Source organism: Streptomyces sp. NPDC033177, from assembly GCF_055577715.1.
The window spans coordinates 756,205-769,801 of record NZ_JBVIPS010000001.1; the positions used below are offsets into that span (position 1 = coordinate 756,205).

11 protein-coding genes are annotated in these 13,597 nt (G+C 71.2%); 3 read left to right on the forward strand and 8 right to left on the reverse strand.

What is annotated here, in order from left to right; all coding sequences use genetic code 11:
* Window positions 1-49: 49 nt before the first annotated feature.
* Complete coding sequence (locus tag ACZ5U5_RS03405; protein WP_469015628.1) at window positions 50-1,702, forward strand: amidohydrolase; 1,653 nt, start codon at window positions 50-52, stop codon at window positions 1,700-1,702.
* A gap of 22 nt (window positions 1,703-1,724) precedes the next feature.
* Here ACZ5U5_RS03405 and ACZ5U5_RS03410 read toward each other — a convergent pair whose 3' ends face one another.
* From ACZ5U5_RS03410 to ACZ5U5_RS03440, 7 genes are all read right to left on the reverse strand, one after another.
* A complete protein-coding gene (locus ACZ5U5_RS03410; protein ID WP_469015631.1) occupies window positions 1,725-3,608 on the reverse strand; it encodes a DUF2264 domain-containing protein in 1,884 nt (627 codons plus the stop codon).
* Window positions 3,605-4,585: a hydroxyacid dehydrogenase gene (locus ACZ5U5_RS03415; protein WP_469016909.1), complete on the reverse strand. Its 981-nt coding sequence runs from the start codon at window positions 4,583-4,585 to the stop codon at window positions 3,605-3,607. Before ACZ5U5_RS03415 ends, ACZ5U5_RS03410 begins: the two co-directional genes overlap by 4 nt.
* 86 nt (window positions 4,586-4,671) lie before the next feature.
* Window positions 4,672-5,535 carry a carbohydrate ABC transporter permease gene (locus ACZ5U5_RS03420; protein WP_469015633.1) on the reverse strand — a complete coding sequence of 288 codons (864 nt, stop codon included), beginning with the start codon at window positions 5,533-5,535 and terminating at the stop codon, window positions 4,672-4,674.
* The gene (locus ACZ5U5_RS03425; RefSeq protein WP_469015636.1) at window positions 5,532-6,503 is read right to left on the reverse strand and encodes a carbohydrate ABC transporter permease; all 972 of its coding nucleotides are present in this window, start codon (window positions 6,501-6,503) and stop codon (window positions 5,532-5,534) included. The genes ACZ5U5_RS03420 and ACZ5U5_RS03425 overlap by 4 nt, the downstream gene beginning before the upstream one ends.
* An 82-nt stretch (window positions 6,504-6,585) precedes the next feature.
* Complete coding sequence (locus tag ACZ5U5_RS03430; protein WP_469015638.1) at window positions 6,586-7,917, reverse strand: ABC transporter substrate-binding protein; 1,332 nt, start codon at window positions 7,915-7,917, stop codon at window positions 6,586-6,588.
* A gap of 91 nt (window positions 7,918-8,008) precedes the next feature.
* Window positions 8,009-9,103 (reverse strand): substrate-binding domain-containing protein, encoded by a 1,095-nt coding sequence (locus ACZ5U5_RS03435; protein WP_469015640.1) that lies wholly within the window; start codon window positions 9,101-9,103, stop codon window positions 8,009-8,011.
* Between the two features lie 101 nt (window positions 9,104-9,204).
* On the reverse strand, window positions 9,205-10,719 hold the full coding sequence (locus ACZ5U5_RS03440) for a membrane-associated oxidoreductase (protein ID WP_469015643.1): 1,515 nt from the start codon (window positions 10,717-10,719) through the stop codon (window positions 9,205-9,207).
* A gap of 153 nt (window positions 10,720-10,872) precedes the next feature.
* On the opposite strand from ACZ5U5_RS03440, the gene rpmF reads away from it, so the two are divergent.
* Entirely contained in the window at window positions 10,873-11,043 is a 171-nt protein-coding gene (gene rpmF, locus ACZ5U5_RS03445) for a 50S ribosomal protein L32 (RefSeq protein WP_160503106.1), read from the forward strand.
* Between the two features lie 89 nt (window positions 11,044-11,132).
* Here rpmF and ACZ5U5_RS03450 read toward each other — a convergent pair whose 3' ends face one another.
* Entirely contained in the window at window positions 11,133-11,519 is a 387-nt protein-coding gene (locus ACZ5U5_RS03450) for an STAS domain-containing protein (protein ID WP_469015645.1), read from the reverse strand.
* Window positions 11,520-12,298: 779 nt separating this feature from the next.
* Here ACZ5U5_RS03450 and ACZ5U5_RS03455 point away from each other — a divergent pair.
* Window positions 12,299-13,501, forward strand: a complete 1,203-nt coding sequence (locus ACZ5U5_RS03455) for a lactonase family protein (protein ID WP_469015648.1) — start codon at window positions 12,299-12,301, stop codon at window positions 13,499-13,501.
* Window positions 13,502-13,597 lie beyond the last annotated feature (96 nt).

Here is a 13,597-nt window from a genome sequence, read left to right on the forward strand (position 1 = left end):
ACACGAACCACCCGTACCGCACCAGTACCGCCCGAGGAGTTCACCTCTCATGACCAGCACCACCCCCAGGCCCGCGGATCTCGTCCTGCGCAACGCCCGCATCCACACCGTCGACCCGGACCTCCCATCCGCCGAGGCACTCGCCGTCCTCGACGGGCGCATCGCCTGGCTTGGCCCCGACGCGGAGGCGGCCGCCTGGACCGGCACGGGCACACGGGTCGTCGACGGCGCCGGTCGCCTGGTCCTGCCCGGCTTCATCGACGCGCACAATCATGTGCGCCTCGGCTCCGACGACGCCTGCGTACAGCTCGCCGGTGCCCGTACCCTCGACGAGATCCACGCCCGTATCCGCGCCTGGCGTGCCGCGCATCCGGGCGCCGAGTGGATCGAGGCCGAGGCGTTCGACTACTCCGCCGTCCCGGGCGGCCGTATGCCGGTCGCCGCCGACCTCGACCCCGTGACCGGCGACACCCCGGCCTTCGTGCTGAGCTACGACGTCCACACCGCCTGGCTCAACACGGCCGCGCTGCGCCGGCTCGGCGTCGACCGCGACCGTACGTCGCTGCCGTTCGGCCGTGCGGAGACCGACCCGGAGACGGGCGAACCCACCGGCTTCATCAAGGACTTCGCGATCAAGGGCCTCTCCCGCGACGGGCACCGGGCGCTGCGCGAACTCGGTCTCCCGTGGGCCTCGCCCAACCGGCAGTACGGGCGCCTCGCCAAGAGCCTGGACGACGCGATCGGCTACGGCATCACCACGGTCGTCGAACCGCAGAACTCCCTGGACGACCTGGAGCTGTTCACCCGCGCCCGCGCGGAGGGGCGGTTGCGGTCACGCATCGTGGCGGCGCTCTTCCATCCCCGCGGCACGTCCGACGCGGACCTGGACGACTTCGCCGCCGCCGCACGGCGGTTCGCGGACGACCGACTGCGGGTCGGCCCTCTGAAGCTCTACATCGACGATGTCGTCGAGCCCCGCACAGCCGCGCTCCTGGAGCCCTACTCGGGGTGCGGGCGCCACCGGGGCGACACGTTCTACCCCGCTGACGAGTTCGCGGAGCTGCTCGCGAAGCTGGACGCCCGCGGGTTTCAGTGCTTCGTGCACGCCACCGGTGACCGGGGCATCCGCACGGTCCTCGACGCCGTCGAGCACGCCCGCGTCCTCAACGGCCCGCGCGACGCCCGCCACCAGGTGGTGCACGTCGAGTGCCTCGACCCCGCCGACACCCCGCGCTTCGCCGAACTCGGCGTCGTGGCCTGCATGCAGCCACGCCACTGCGCCCCCGAGATCGCGGGCCCCGGCCAGGACTGGGCCGAGAACATCGGCGCCGAGCGTTGGCACAAGGCCTGGCCGATGCGGAGCCTGCACGAGGCGGGGGCGGTGCTCGCGCTCTCCAGTGACTGGAACGTCGCCGAAATGGACCCCATGGCGGGCATCTACACCGCGCTCACCCGCCGCCCCCTCGGCGGCGGCGAGGCCTGGCAGCCGGACGAGACGCTCGACGTGGAAACGGCGGTACACGGCTACACGATGGGCTCCGCATACGCCAACTTCCTTGAAGACGAGCGGGGTTCATTGACGGTCGGCAAGCTGGCCGACTTCGTCGTCCTGTCCCGGGACATCCTCCGCGTACGTCCCGAGGACATCCCCGGCACGAAGGCCGAGGTCGTGGTGGTGGGCGGGGAGGTGACGGTGGAGTAGCCGAGCCGAGCGGACACCGTTCTCAGTCGTGCTCCACGGCCAGTGGTTCGAAGGCGATCCGGGTCACGGAGCCGTCGTCCGTCCACCGCACCTCGATGGAGTCCCGCGTCGCGCTCACCACCGTGGCCGTGTCCGCCAAGGGCGTGGGATCCGGTTCCGCTGTGAGCGTGGCCAGGGCCGCGTATACCGCCGTGCCCTCCGCTTCGGCCGTGAGGCGTGGGAGGTGGGCCCACCGGGTGAAGGCCGTGCCCTGGGGGGCGCGTTGCTCGTCGTGGTCGGTCCAGCCGTGCAAAGGGTGGAGCGCCGAGACCAAGGTCTCCTCGGGGCCCGTCGCCCAGCCCGTGTGGGTGACGCGGGCCCCGTGAGGCGCGCCGACGACGCGGTGCACGCGCAGTTCGTGGCGCCCCTTGGCCACGGTGACGCTCTCCACGCGCAGCCCCGGCACCATGGGTGCGCCGCTCACGAAGGCGGGGGTGTGCCGGGACGCCGCCCACCCCCAGCCGTCGCCCTGACCGGCGCCCAGCGGATGGATGCGGGCACGGGCGCTGCGTACTCCCGCCACTTCCAGCGCGACATGGTTGTCCGGGATGTTGCCGCGTGCCGTGGGGCCGGTCCGCGTGGAGTAGGCGTGGCGGGCGTAGAGCGGGTCCTCGTGAGCCGCGACCTCGGCCTCGTGCGGGCGGGCGTGGTCGCTGCCGTGGTTGTGCAGCCGTACGATCCCGTCGGCGCGGGTGCTCTGTACGAGGAGGCCGGGCGCGGGCAGCGCGCGGACCGTGTCGCGGCTCTCGCTGGGGGCCGGTTCCTCCGTGGCGGTCCACAGTGGATGGGTGGCCGGTGCCAGGAGGCCGACGAACGCCTTGGACGCCCAGTACGGCGACGCGGGCCCCGAGTAGGTCTGGAGGCTCGCGTCGTGCGGGCCGTGCCAGCCGAGGCTGAGCAGTCCGTCGGCGCCGACGGAGCCGCGGTCCAGGAAGTAGCGCAGTGATCCGCTGAGGAGCCGCCGCGAGGTGCCGGGGCTCAGGGGCGTGTGACCGGTGAGCGCACCGAGGGCCACGGACGCACCCGCGGCGAAGCGGTAGGTCAGGGAGCGGCCGAAGTGGATCGGTGCGCCGTCGGCGCCGAAGAGGAGTCCGAAGCTCTCCAGGTGCTCGCGCAGGCGGGCACCGTGTCGGCGCAACTCGGCCGGATCGGAGGACAGTTGGGCGTCCAGTGTCGGGTACAGGTGCAGCGCCCAGCCGTTGTAGTGGTCGAAGGCCCGGCCGTCTCCGTCGGCGTACCAGCCCTGGCCTCGGTACCAGGCCTCCAGCAGGTCGAGTGCTCGCTCACGTGCCCTGGCCGTCGCCGCGTCACCGCGGCCCACCGACTCCAGGAACCCGGCCACGGTGTAGGGGAAGAGGTACCAGTTGTTGGGCGCGGGGACGTGACGGATCGCGCCGCGCAGCCACTGCTCCGCCCGGTCCTGTACGTCGGTGTCGAGCCGGTCCCACAACCAGGGGCGGGTCAGCCGCAGGCCGAGGGCGACGGACGCGGACTCGACCATCGGCTGGCCCTGGATGTGATGGTCCAGGATCACCGGCCATGACTCGGTGTCGTCGCGGCCGGGTGTGCGGGTGCCTGCCGCGAGCCCTTCCGCGTACCGGTCGAGCCAGCCGTGCGGGTCCTTTCCCTCGGCGCCCGCCACGCGGAACGCGGCGGCGAGGAAGGTGCGGGCGTACCCTTCGAGGCCGTCGGACCGTACGCCGGACGCGGAGGGGCGTCCCGGCAGGTCGAGCAGGGCGCCGCGCGGGGTCGCCCACTTCCGGGCGGCGCCCAGGAGACCGTCGGCGGCTGCTTCCCAGTGCTCGCGGGTGTAGCCGGTGTGGGGGCTCAACTCCCGGTTGTCTTCAGGCAGTCCGAGGATGCTCATGCGAGGTAGGCCAGCCTTTCGCGTCGTACGGCATGGGCGAGACCGTCGCCCGCGGCCCAGCGGCCGACCTCGGCGACGGCGAGATCGGCGAGGCGTCCCCACTCGTTGCCCTGGGAACCCGCGAGGTGGGGGGTGATCATGACGTTGTCGCACTCCCACAACGGGTGGTCGTGGGGCAGGACTTCGGGGTCGGTGACGTCCAGGACGGCGCGGACACGGCCGGCCAGCGCGGCTTCGGTGAGGGCGTCCTGGTCCAGGACGGCGCCGCGGGCCGTGTTGATGAGTACCGCCTCGTGGCGCATCGCGGCGATCAGCTCACGGCCGACCAGACCGCGGGTGGCGGGCAGCAGCGGGGTGTGGACGCTGACGACATCGCTGCTCGCGAACAACTCCCGGATGCCGACGGGTCGTACGCCGAGCGTCTGGGCTTCCTCGTCGGACACGTACGGGTCGTGCAGCAGCACCTGGAGGTCGTAGGGGCGCAGGAGTTCGATGACTCGGCGGCCGATCATCGAGGCGGAGAGGACGCCGACCGTACGGCGGTAGTTGCCCACGCCGTGCGACAAGCCGAGCCATTCATCGCGGCGCCGGGTGGCCTTGAACTCCCGGGCCCGCTCCAGGACGCGCTTGCCGCTGAGCAGGATCATGGCGACGGTGTACTCGGCGACGGGCAGCGCGTTGGCCGCGGCCGCCGACGACACCTCGATGCCACGGTCCCAGCACTCCGGGGTGATGTGGCCGCGTACCGACCCCGCGGTGTGCACGACGGCCCGCAGCCGGGGCGCCGCCGCGAGCGCGGCGGCGTCAAGCGGCGGACAGCCCCAGCCGGTGACCAGGACCTCCACTTCACGGAGCACGGCGCGTGCGCGCTCCGTGGTGAAGTCGTCAAGGACGGTGTCCGGCACCAGATCGCAGACGCTGCCGAGTGCGGCCAGGGCATCGGGGCCGAGCACGGCCTTGGCCGCGTCCGGGGCCATGGCGAGCGCGGTACGCGGATGGCGACTGCCGTTCTTCAACACATTCCCTTTCACATGGTGCACGTGGCTCACATGGCCCGCATGGCTCACTTGACCGAGCCCGCTGTCAGACCCGACTTCCAGAAGCGTTGCAGCAGAACGAAGGCGAGGATCAGCGGCAGCACCGCGAGGAGCGAACCAATGATCACCACGGGGTAGTACTCGGGCGAGACGGTGGCCGAGCTGTTCCAGGTGTAGAGGCCGAGGCTGACCGGGTAAAGCTTCTCGTCCGAGAGCATCACCATCGGCAGGAAGAAGTTGTTCCAGATGGCGGTGAGCTGGAAGAGGAACACCGTGACCAGACCGGGGCCCAGCATCCGCAGGGACACGCGGACGTAGGTGGTGAGCTCCCCCGCGCCGTCCACCCGGGCCGCTTCGAGTACCTCGTCGGGCACGTATCCCTGGCTGAAGATCCGCCCCAGATAGACGCCGAACGGGTTGAAAAGGACCGGGATGAACACCGCCCAGAAGGTGTCCACGACGCCCGTGGCCGAGGCCATCAGGTACAGCGGCAGCGCGAGCACCGTCTGCGGCACCATCACCGCGGCGAGCACCAGACCGAAGACCTTCTCCTTGTGCGCGAAGCGGTACTTGTCGAAAGCGTAGCCGCAGGCGACGCTGACCAGGGCACTGATCGCGGCGCCCAGGACGGCGTAGAGAAGGCTGTTGGTGTACCAGCGGCCGTAGAGCCCGCCGTCCATCGCGAAGAGGTCGCGCAGGTTCTGTACGAGGGAGAAGTCGGCCAGCGAGAAGAAGTTGCTGCTGAACAGCGCGTCGCGGTTCTTGGACGCGGCGAGCACCAGCCACAGGACGGGCAGCAGCGTGTAGAGCACCGCGACGCCGACGACGGTGTTCACGACGGTGCGGCCCAGGAGGCGGGGGCGGTGCGCGCTGAGGGTGTCGGCGCTCATCGTGCGGCCTCCTTCTGGGAGCGGTTGGTCCAGCGGGTGACGCCGTAGGAGAGGGCGACCGTGCACAGGAGCAGGATCACCGAGGCGGCGGCTGCCAGGCCGTAGTTGTTGCGGGTGAAGGCCGCGTCGTAGATGTACATGCTGGGCGAGAAGCGCGAGTTGACCATCGGGGACGACTGGCTGAGCAGCATCGGTTCGGTGAACAGCTGCATCGCCCAGATCAGGGTGAACATCGCGACCATGACGATCGAGGAGCGCACCAGGGGCGCCTTGACCTGCAGTGCGGTGCGCACCGGTCCGGCGCCGTCGACCACGGCCGCTTCGATCACTTCGCGGGGCACGGCCTGCAGGGCGGCGTAGAAGATGACCATGTTGTAGCCGAGGTTGCTCCACAGGGCGATGTTCACGATCGACGGGAGCACGGTGTTCACGCCGAGGAAGTCGATGTGGATGTCGCCTTGGGAGAGCACGTCGACGACCGGGCTGAGACCGGGCGTGTAGAGGTAGAGCCAGATGAGCGCCGCGATGATGCCCGGGACCGCGTGCGGCAGGAAGAGCCCCAACTGGGCCCAGGCGCGCAGCCGTACGACGCCCGAGTCGAGCAGCAGTGCCAGGCCGAGGGCGCCGGCCACCATCAGCGGGATGTAGATCAGGCAGTAGAGGGCGACCAGACCGAGGCTGCCGAGGAAGGTCGGGTCGGTGAGGACGGCCGTGTAGCTGCGCAGGCCCACGAAGACCGTGCGTTCCGGGCCGAAGCCGAGGCCCGGCTGGTCGTCGCTGAAGAAGCTCAGCCAGACCGCGGTGCCGACGGGTATCAGGAAGACCGTCAGGAGCAGGATCAGGAAGGGGGTCATCAGGACGCCGGCCGCCATGTGTTCGCGGCGTCGCGCACGCGCGGGGGCGCGGCGGTCGGCGACGGGGGCGTCGGCGGTGCGGGTGGCGCGGGCCGGGGGTGCGGTCGTGGTCATCGGGGGTCACCTGCCTTTCTGCTGGTGCTCTGGTGGTCGACGGGGTACGTGGGCCGCTGTCGTGCCGGGGCGTGGGGGCCGGTCATGTGCTGTGCTCGGTGGTGGCGAGGCCGAGGGCCTTGAGGTCCGGCATGGTGCCGTCGTGCGCCGCGCGCACGGCGTCGAGCAGGGAGCCCTTGCCGCCGCCCGCGCGGGCGAAGCCGTCCTGCATCACCTTCTGGGTGGCGGTCATCCGCGGCCCCCAGACCCAGCCGTCGCGGATCGTCTCCGCCTGCTTCTCGAAGAGGCGGTAGATGTCCTGGCCCGAGTAGTAGGCACGGTCGAAGGCCTTGCGGCCCACGGAGACCAGGTCGGGGACGGCGGGGTACTGGCTGCTTGTGCCGCTGGAGAGGCGGGCGCGCAGGGCGTCGGGGTGCGAGACCTGCCACTCGATGAACTCCATGGCGGCCTCGGGCTGCCGGGAGTCCTTGGTGACGGCGAACGTGGAGCCGCCGTGGGTGCCGACGACGGGGTTCCCGGGGTCCCATTGCGGGAGCGGGGCTATGGCCCATCGGCCCTTCTGGCCCGGTCTCGCGTTCATCTGGGCGCCCGCGTCCCAGGCACCGCTGAGCCGGGCAAGGACCAGGCCTTCCGCGAGCTGGGAGTCGTAGTGCCTGCTCTCGGAGGCGTTGACGAAGAGCAGTTCCTCGTCGATGAGGCGTTGCCAGTACGCCGCGACCTCCCGGGTGGGGCGGTCCGTCAGGGAGACGTTCCAGGCGCCCTCACGGGTGTCGAACCACTGGGCGCCCGCCTGCCACGCCCACGCGGCGAACTGGGTGCCGCCGTCGGTGGGGAAGAGCGCGATGCGCCGGTCGCGCGCCTTGCCCCGTACGGCGCGGGCGGCTTCGGTGAACTCGCTCCAGGTGCGCGGGACTTCGATCCCGTACCGGTCGAACAGGTCGGAGCGGTAGTGCAGCACCATCGGTTCCACGTCGAGCGGCACGGAGTAGATCCGCTTCTCGAAGGTGGTGAGGCCGAGGGCCTGCGGCAGCAGCTTGGCGCGCAGCCGGTCACTGACGAGCGAGGTGATGTCCCGGGCGACGCCGTCGATGGCATAGCCGGGGACCTGGGGGTATTCGAGGGTGGCGACGTCCGGGGCGTTGCCGGCCCGGGCGGCGTTGCTGAGCTTGGCGTATCCGCCCATGGCGCCGGACGGGATCTGCTGGAACTCGACCTGGATGCGGTCGTGTGTCTTGTTGAACGCGTCGACCACTTCCTGGCTTCCGCGCAGTGCGGACCAGAACGTGATGCGTGTGGTGCCGCCCTTGCTGCTCGATGTACGGCCCGTGCTGCCCGAACAGGCGCTGAGCGCACCTGCCATGGGAACGGCGGCTGTCACGGCGAGCAGGGACCGGCGGCTCGGTCGACCAGGCATGGGTGCCTCCCGCGGCTCTTGTTCGGGACACGGGAATCCTGATCGCGTGAACGATGCCGGTCAATAGATCGATCAAAAGAAACTGAAGCGGTCAAACGATCCCTACACCGGTGGCGGATCCCCGGACCTTGAGCTCCGGCAGAAGCTCCACGCGCTGCGCGGGGACGGCGCCGGGACCCGCCAACTCATCGAGCCTGCGCAGCAGTAGGCCCGCCGCCGTGCGCCCCACCTCGTGCTTCGGCGGGGACACGGCGGTCAGCGGAGTGCTGCCGAGCGCGGCCACCACGTCGTCGTACGCCACCACCGAGCAGTCCTGCGGCACCCGCACCCCGCGGTCCATGAGCTGTTGCACGAGCATCAGCGCGTCGACGTCGCCGTGCAGCACAGCGGCCGTCGCCCCGCGCTCGCGCAGCCGCGCCGCGAGGTCGAGCGGCTCGCGCGCCCGGCCGGGGCCCGCGCCCTCGGCGCTCAGCATCACGCTCCAGTCCTCGACCTCGCTCCTGGCGGCGGCGATCTCGGCGAAGGCCGCGCGCAGGGCGCGGGCCGTCGGGCTGTCGTCGCGCGCGGCCAGGACGATCCGCCGGTGGCCGAGCCCCACGAGGTGGTCGACGGCGAGGTGGATGCCGTACCAGTGGTCGGTGCAGACCGAGTCCATGGCGTGCAGCGCACTGCCCGCGCGCGGGCGCCGCTCCATCAGGACCGTGGGCACGCCCGAAGCGGCGAGCCAGGCGTAGTCCGCCTCCTCCTCGGCCTCGGTGCGCCAGCGCGGGGCGATCAGCAGACCCCGTACGCCTTCGGTCAGCACCCGCTCGACCAGCGGCCGTTCGGCGCCCTCTACCTGCGGCGCGATGTGCAGGGCGACCCGGATGCCGGCTTCGTTCAGGACGCCTCGGGCGCCGTGCATCGTCTCGTACAGATAGGTGTGCCGCTCCGGCACCATCAGCGCCACGGCGCCGCCGCTCGCCACGGGTTCGGCGGGCGCGACGCCGCGCTCCACGGGACCGATGGACCGCGCCACGCCGTGCCCGCGCCGCAGCCTGCCCTCCTGGGCCAGGTCCTCCACGTCCCGGCGCACGGTGATCACCGAGACCTCCAGATCGTCGGCGAGATCACTCAGCCGCGCCTCGCCACGCGACTCCACGACCGCGAGTATCCGCTGCCGCCTGACATCCCTCGGCTCCCGCATGCTGCCGGCCCCCTCGCGACGTACCCGTCAGGTGTTCGTTTGAGCGTTTCGCTGGAGGATATCGATCGTCGCCCTGTCTGTGTCCAGGTCGACGATGTTCGTCACTGGCGGCTGAGCGAGCGGGTGATGCCGGCCGCGACCGTGGTGACAAGGACCCACCCCGTGGCGACAAGGAGATACGAGAGCCACTGGTACCAGCCCTCCGGCGCGTACGCCTGCTCCTGGCCGAAGCCGATGATCGGGATGAGCAGGTCGAGGGTGTAGAAGACAGGGTTGAAGTCGGGGGCCTCGTCTGACTTCAGGGCGGGCGGATGGTGCAGGGCGAAGGTGAGCGCACCGGTGAGCAGCAGGACGAGCAGCCACCCGGCGGCGCGCATCGGCCGAAATCCATAGCCGACGGTCACATCCTGAAGATGCCCCCAGATCCTGGCGTACGGGGGCAGGGTGCGCCGGTGGCGGCGGAGCTTGGCCAGCTGCACGGTGCGGGCGGCGGCCTCGTCGCCCACCGTGCGGTACGCGGCGGCCAACTGCTCGTAGCCCTGCGGGAGATAGCCGCCCGCCTCGCGCTCCAGGAGCGGAAGCCGCTGCTCGGCGGGCAGGTGCGGGGCGAGCCGCTGGTAGGCGAGGCCGTCGAGCTTCACCGCGCCCGGCCACACCTCGGGAGGGACGTGCAGCAGGTCGAGCTGGGAGCGGCGCAGGTTCACGGTGCCCTGGATCGGAGCGGCTTCCCGCAGCCACAGCTCGCCGATGACGCAGCTGCTGGCGCGCAGGGCCGACCCGCCGGGGTGGGAGAGGCGGGCGTAGGCGAGGTTGACGTGCCGCGGGATCCTGGCGCCGCTGAGGTTGAGCGTGCCGTGGGCGCGCAGCCGCATGGCCCGCAGGTCGGTGCCGACCGACAAGGTCTCGGCGTGCAGGGCGACTTCACCGGGGACACTCAGCTCGGCGTCGTCGAGATTGACCTGGCCTCCCACGGTGGCGCCGTTCAGCCGGACCTGGCCGTGGGCCACCAGACCCACGGCCCACAGATCGGTGCCGATGTCCGCGTGGTTCAGCTGCAGCACCGCTTCGTCCGCCACCGCGGGGTCCGGTGCGGCCGGCTCGTCGGGGTCGGGCGGGGTGCCGAGCTCCGCGCCGTTGGCGAAGAAGGCCCCGGCGATTTGCGCGCCCGCGAGCCGTACGGGCCCCGCGATCCGGCAGCAGGTGATCCGCAGGACCAACTCCACCCGCAGGGTTCCCGCCCTCAGCCCCGGAAGGACGGAATCGCTCAGCACCAGGGCGCGGACCTGGGCCCCGTACAGGTTCGGCGTGCCCTCGAAGTGGCAGGACCGCAGGCGTACGGGGTGCTCGACCGTTCCGTACCTGAGGTCGAGCCGCCCGGTGATGCGCGCGCCCGCCAGCTTCATGCCGGCCGTCTCGCCGTCCCGCGTCGGGCCGTTGAGCAGCAGCGCGCGCAACACCTCGGCGCGTACGGTCCGTTCGGGTCCCCAGGAGCCGCCGGCCCGGGGGTCGTCGTCGGGGCTTTCGCTGCCGGGGCTTTCACGGAAGTCGACGCCCTCGCCGAGCGGGAACGCCTGCCAGACGCGGTGCTCCGCCGGGGTCAGGTCGGTGATCTCCATCGCCGGGATGCTGTCGCGGCCGCGTCCGGACTGTCAACCACGGTCCTGCCCCACGGACTCAGGCCCCGCTCGGAACGGACTCGACCTTAATTCGAAATGGGACCCATTTTCATATAGCCTCGGGGTCGCACCGCCGAGAGAGGACCCGAACCCATGGCCGTACCCAAGCGGAAGATGTCCCGCAGCAACACCCGCCACCGCCGCGCACAGTGGAAGGCCACCACCCCGCAGCTCGTGCCGGTCACCGTCGACGGCTCCGCCTACCTGGTGCCCCAGCGGCTGGCCAAAGCGTACGAGCGCGGCCTGCTGCGCCCCGAGGGCTGACCGCCGCTGGCCTCCCGAGCCGGAACCGGCCATCTTGTCCCGGCAGGCAGCAGAGCGGGCGCGGAGACGTCACGCGAAACGTGCCCGCTCTAGGCGGGCACGTTCACGCTTCCCTCTTCGTCGTCCGGCGTTTCGAGGGCGGCGGGCATGCTGTCCAGGACGGTGAAGCTGCGGTCGAGGCGGGTGATGTGCAGCACCCGCCAGACGCGTGAAGTGCTGCGAACCACGCGCAGGGTGCGCCGCTTCGCGACGGTTCGGCCTTTGATGCGCACCAGCAGCCGCAGGCCGCCGGCGTCCAGAAACGTGACCTGTCGCAGGTCCACCACCACGTCAGCGCCCGGCCGGTCCAGTAACTCCGCTATGCGCGGCGAGAGTTCCAGATCCGCCCAGGCGTCCAGTTCGCCTCGGAACGTCAGAACGAGCGATCCGTCGACCACATGGTGGTGCAGCCCAAAGCCCGGGTCGGGCGTGCCCATGGTCCACCCCCCAATTTCCTACACCCCGCATACGAAGAGTAACGAAAACGCGAGCGGCGCGGCCCTGACGCCGGCGCCCGACGCCGCCGGGGTCTGGGGCGGCACCGCGAATGGCACCTACATCTTGCCCGCTCAGGGCCAGTTCATACCTCCTAGGGGCATCCCCGGCCATACCGCGGCGCATATTCGCGGCCGATTCACCGCAGTTACTCTCCGTATTGCACGCGCTGTGCGCGACCCCGATCGCGCACCGCATCAAGGGGCACGGACACTCGCCGCCACGATCACGCGCACGAGGAGGGCCTGCTGGCGGCCGCGACGGTGCCGGTGGTGCGGGCCGGCGCTTCGGCGGCGTCGGCTCGGTGGTCAACCAGTGGGCGCCACCAGGGATTTCATCCGTCAGCGCGAGGCCGACGCGACGGCGCCGGTACGGCGGGATGCCCGTCGCACGGATCGCCGCGTCGGGGCCGAGCGGGGTGACGGTGAGCTGGAGGACACCGCCGGCGGTGTGATGAAAACTGAACGCCAGGAGCCCGTTCGGGGTCCGGCAGTCGGCGGCCGCATGCGCGGGCGAGCCCCGCGCTGCAGGCTGTCAGAGCGATGACGGAAACCGTGCCGAGGATCGAGGTCGGCAGGAAGAACGGCGTGAACCAGCCGGGTGGTGGGCCCGGCACCCCGCGTTGCACGGAACGCAACCCGAGATGCACCCCTTGATCGTGGGGACTCTGGGCATCACGCTGTCTGCCACACGCGTCACCACCGACACATGAGGAGCGGACATGGCGGCAGGGACGGCAGGGATGAACACCGGGTCCGGCGGTCGGCCCGAGGCGGACGGCTGGGGGCGGCGCGGGTTCATAGGAGCCGTCGCCGCCACCGCTGCCGCCGCGGTCGTCGCCACGCCCGGGTCCGCCTCCGCGTCCTCCCTGTCCCCCGTACGACCGCCGCGCCGCGACCGGCAACTGTTCCTCGGCACCTACACCAGTCAGCCCGACGGCGGCGAGGGCCTCGGTCTTGCGACGTACGACGAGACGACGGGGCGGATCACGGCCACCGGCACGCTGACGGGCGTGCCCGATCCCTCCTACCTCTGCCTCCACCCCTCGGGCAAAACCCTCTATGCCGTCAATGAGCGCGATCAGGGCGGCGTGACCGCGATAGCGCTCTCCTCCGCGGGGCCCGAGGTCCTGGGAACGCGTGGCACGGGTGGCGGCGGGCCCTGCCATCTGTCCGTGCACCCGGGCGGTCGCTGGCTGCTCAGCGCGAACTATCTCTCCGGGAGCGTGGCCGTCCATCCGGTCCAACCATCGGGCGCCCTGGGTGAGTTGAGTGACGTGGTCACCCACTCCAGCCCTCCTCCCGGCCCGGGGCAGGAGGGGCCGCACGCCCACCAGATCGTGACGAGTCCGGACGGTGGGCATGTCCTCGCCGTCGACCTGGGCAACGACACGGTCTACAGCTACCGCCTCGACACGAAGAAGGGGAAACTCACCCAGGTCTCCTTCGCCGTCCTGCGACCGGGCGCGGGTCCGCGTCATCTCACCTTCCACCCCTCCGGGCGCTTCGCCTATCTGGCGAACGAGGTCGACAACACGGTGGTGGTCTGCGCGTACGACCCGGCGAGCGGGCGGCTCACGCCGAGCGCCCCGCAGTCCACGGGTACAGGCGAGGGCACCAGCTATCCGGCGCAGTTGCTCGTCACACGGGAGGGCACCTTCGCCTTCCTCGCCAACCGCGGACACAACAGCCTCACGCGCTACGCGATCGAAGCGGGCGGCGCCCGGCTGCGGCTGCTCGACACGGTCCCCGTCGGCGGGGACTTCCCCCGGCACATCGCCTTCTCGCCGTCCGGGCGCCTGCTGTTCGCGGCCAACCAGAAGTCGAGCTCGGTGAGCGTCTTCCAGGTGGGAAAGGGCGGCCAACTACGCCTGGCCGGAAAGCCGTTCGCCGCCCCGCTCGCCGTGTGCGCGCTGCCGCTCTAGGCCCCGCACATCCGGCTGTCGGCCGCGCCCCGCGCGCGCCCCATGGAGTCCCGTAAAGTCCCGTCGGGACAGGTGTCCCAGTGGGACATGACGGGT

Bases quoted from the DNA above. Each gene is read 5' to 3' on its own strand.
- ACZ5U5_RS03410 (WP_469015631.1), bottom strand. From the start codon at position 3,608: ATGAGCATCCTCGGACTGCCTGAAGACAACCGGGAGTTGAGCCCCCAC.
- ACZ5U5_RS03435 (WP_469015640.1), bottom strand. From the start codon at position 9,103: ATGCGGGAGCCGAGGGATGTCAGGCGGCAGCGGATACTCGCGGTCGTG.
- ACZ5U5_RS03440 (WP_469015643.1), bottom strand. From the start codon at position 10,719: ATGGAGATCACCGACCTGACCCCGGCGGAGCACCGCGTCTGGCAGGCG.
- ACZ5U5_RS03425 (WP_469015636.1), bottom strand. From the start codon at position 6,503: ATGACCACGACCGCACCCCCGGCCCGCGCCACCCGCACCGCCGACGCC.
- ACZ5U5_RS03430 (WP_469015638.1), bottom strand. From the start codon at position 7,917: ATGCCTGGTCGACCGAGCCGCCGGTCCCTGCTCGCCGTGACAGCCGCC.
- ACZ5U5_RS03415 (WP_469016909.1), bottom strand. From the start codon at position 4,585: ATGGCCCCGGACGCGGCCAAGGCCGTGCTCGGCCCCGATGCCCTGGCC.
- rpmF (WP_160503106.1), top strand. From the start codon at position 10,873: ATGGCCGTACCCAAGCGGAAGATGTCCCGCAGCAACACCCGCCACCGC.
- ACZ5U5_RS03455 (WP_469015648.1), top strand. From the start codon at position 12,299: ATGGCGGCAGGGACGGCAGGGATGAACACCGGGTCCGGCGGTCGGCCC.
- ACZ5U5_RS03450 (WP_469015645.1), bottom strand. From the start codon at position 11,519: ATGGGCACGCCCGACCCGGGCTTTGGGCTGCACCACCATGTGGTCGAC.
- ACZ5U5_RS03405 (WP_469015628.1), top strand. From the start codon at position 50: ATGACCAGCACCACCCCCAGGCCCGCGGATCTCGTCCTGCGCAACGCC.
- ACZ5U5_RS03420 (WP_469015633.1), bottom strand. From the start codon at position 5,535: ATGAGCGCCGACACCCTCAGCGCGCACCGCCCCCGCCTCCTGGGCCGC.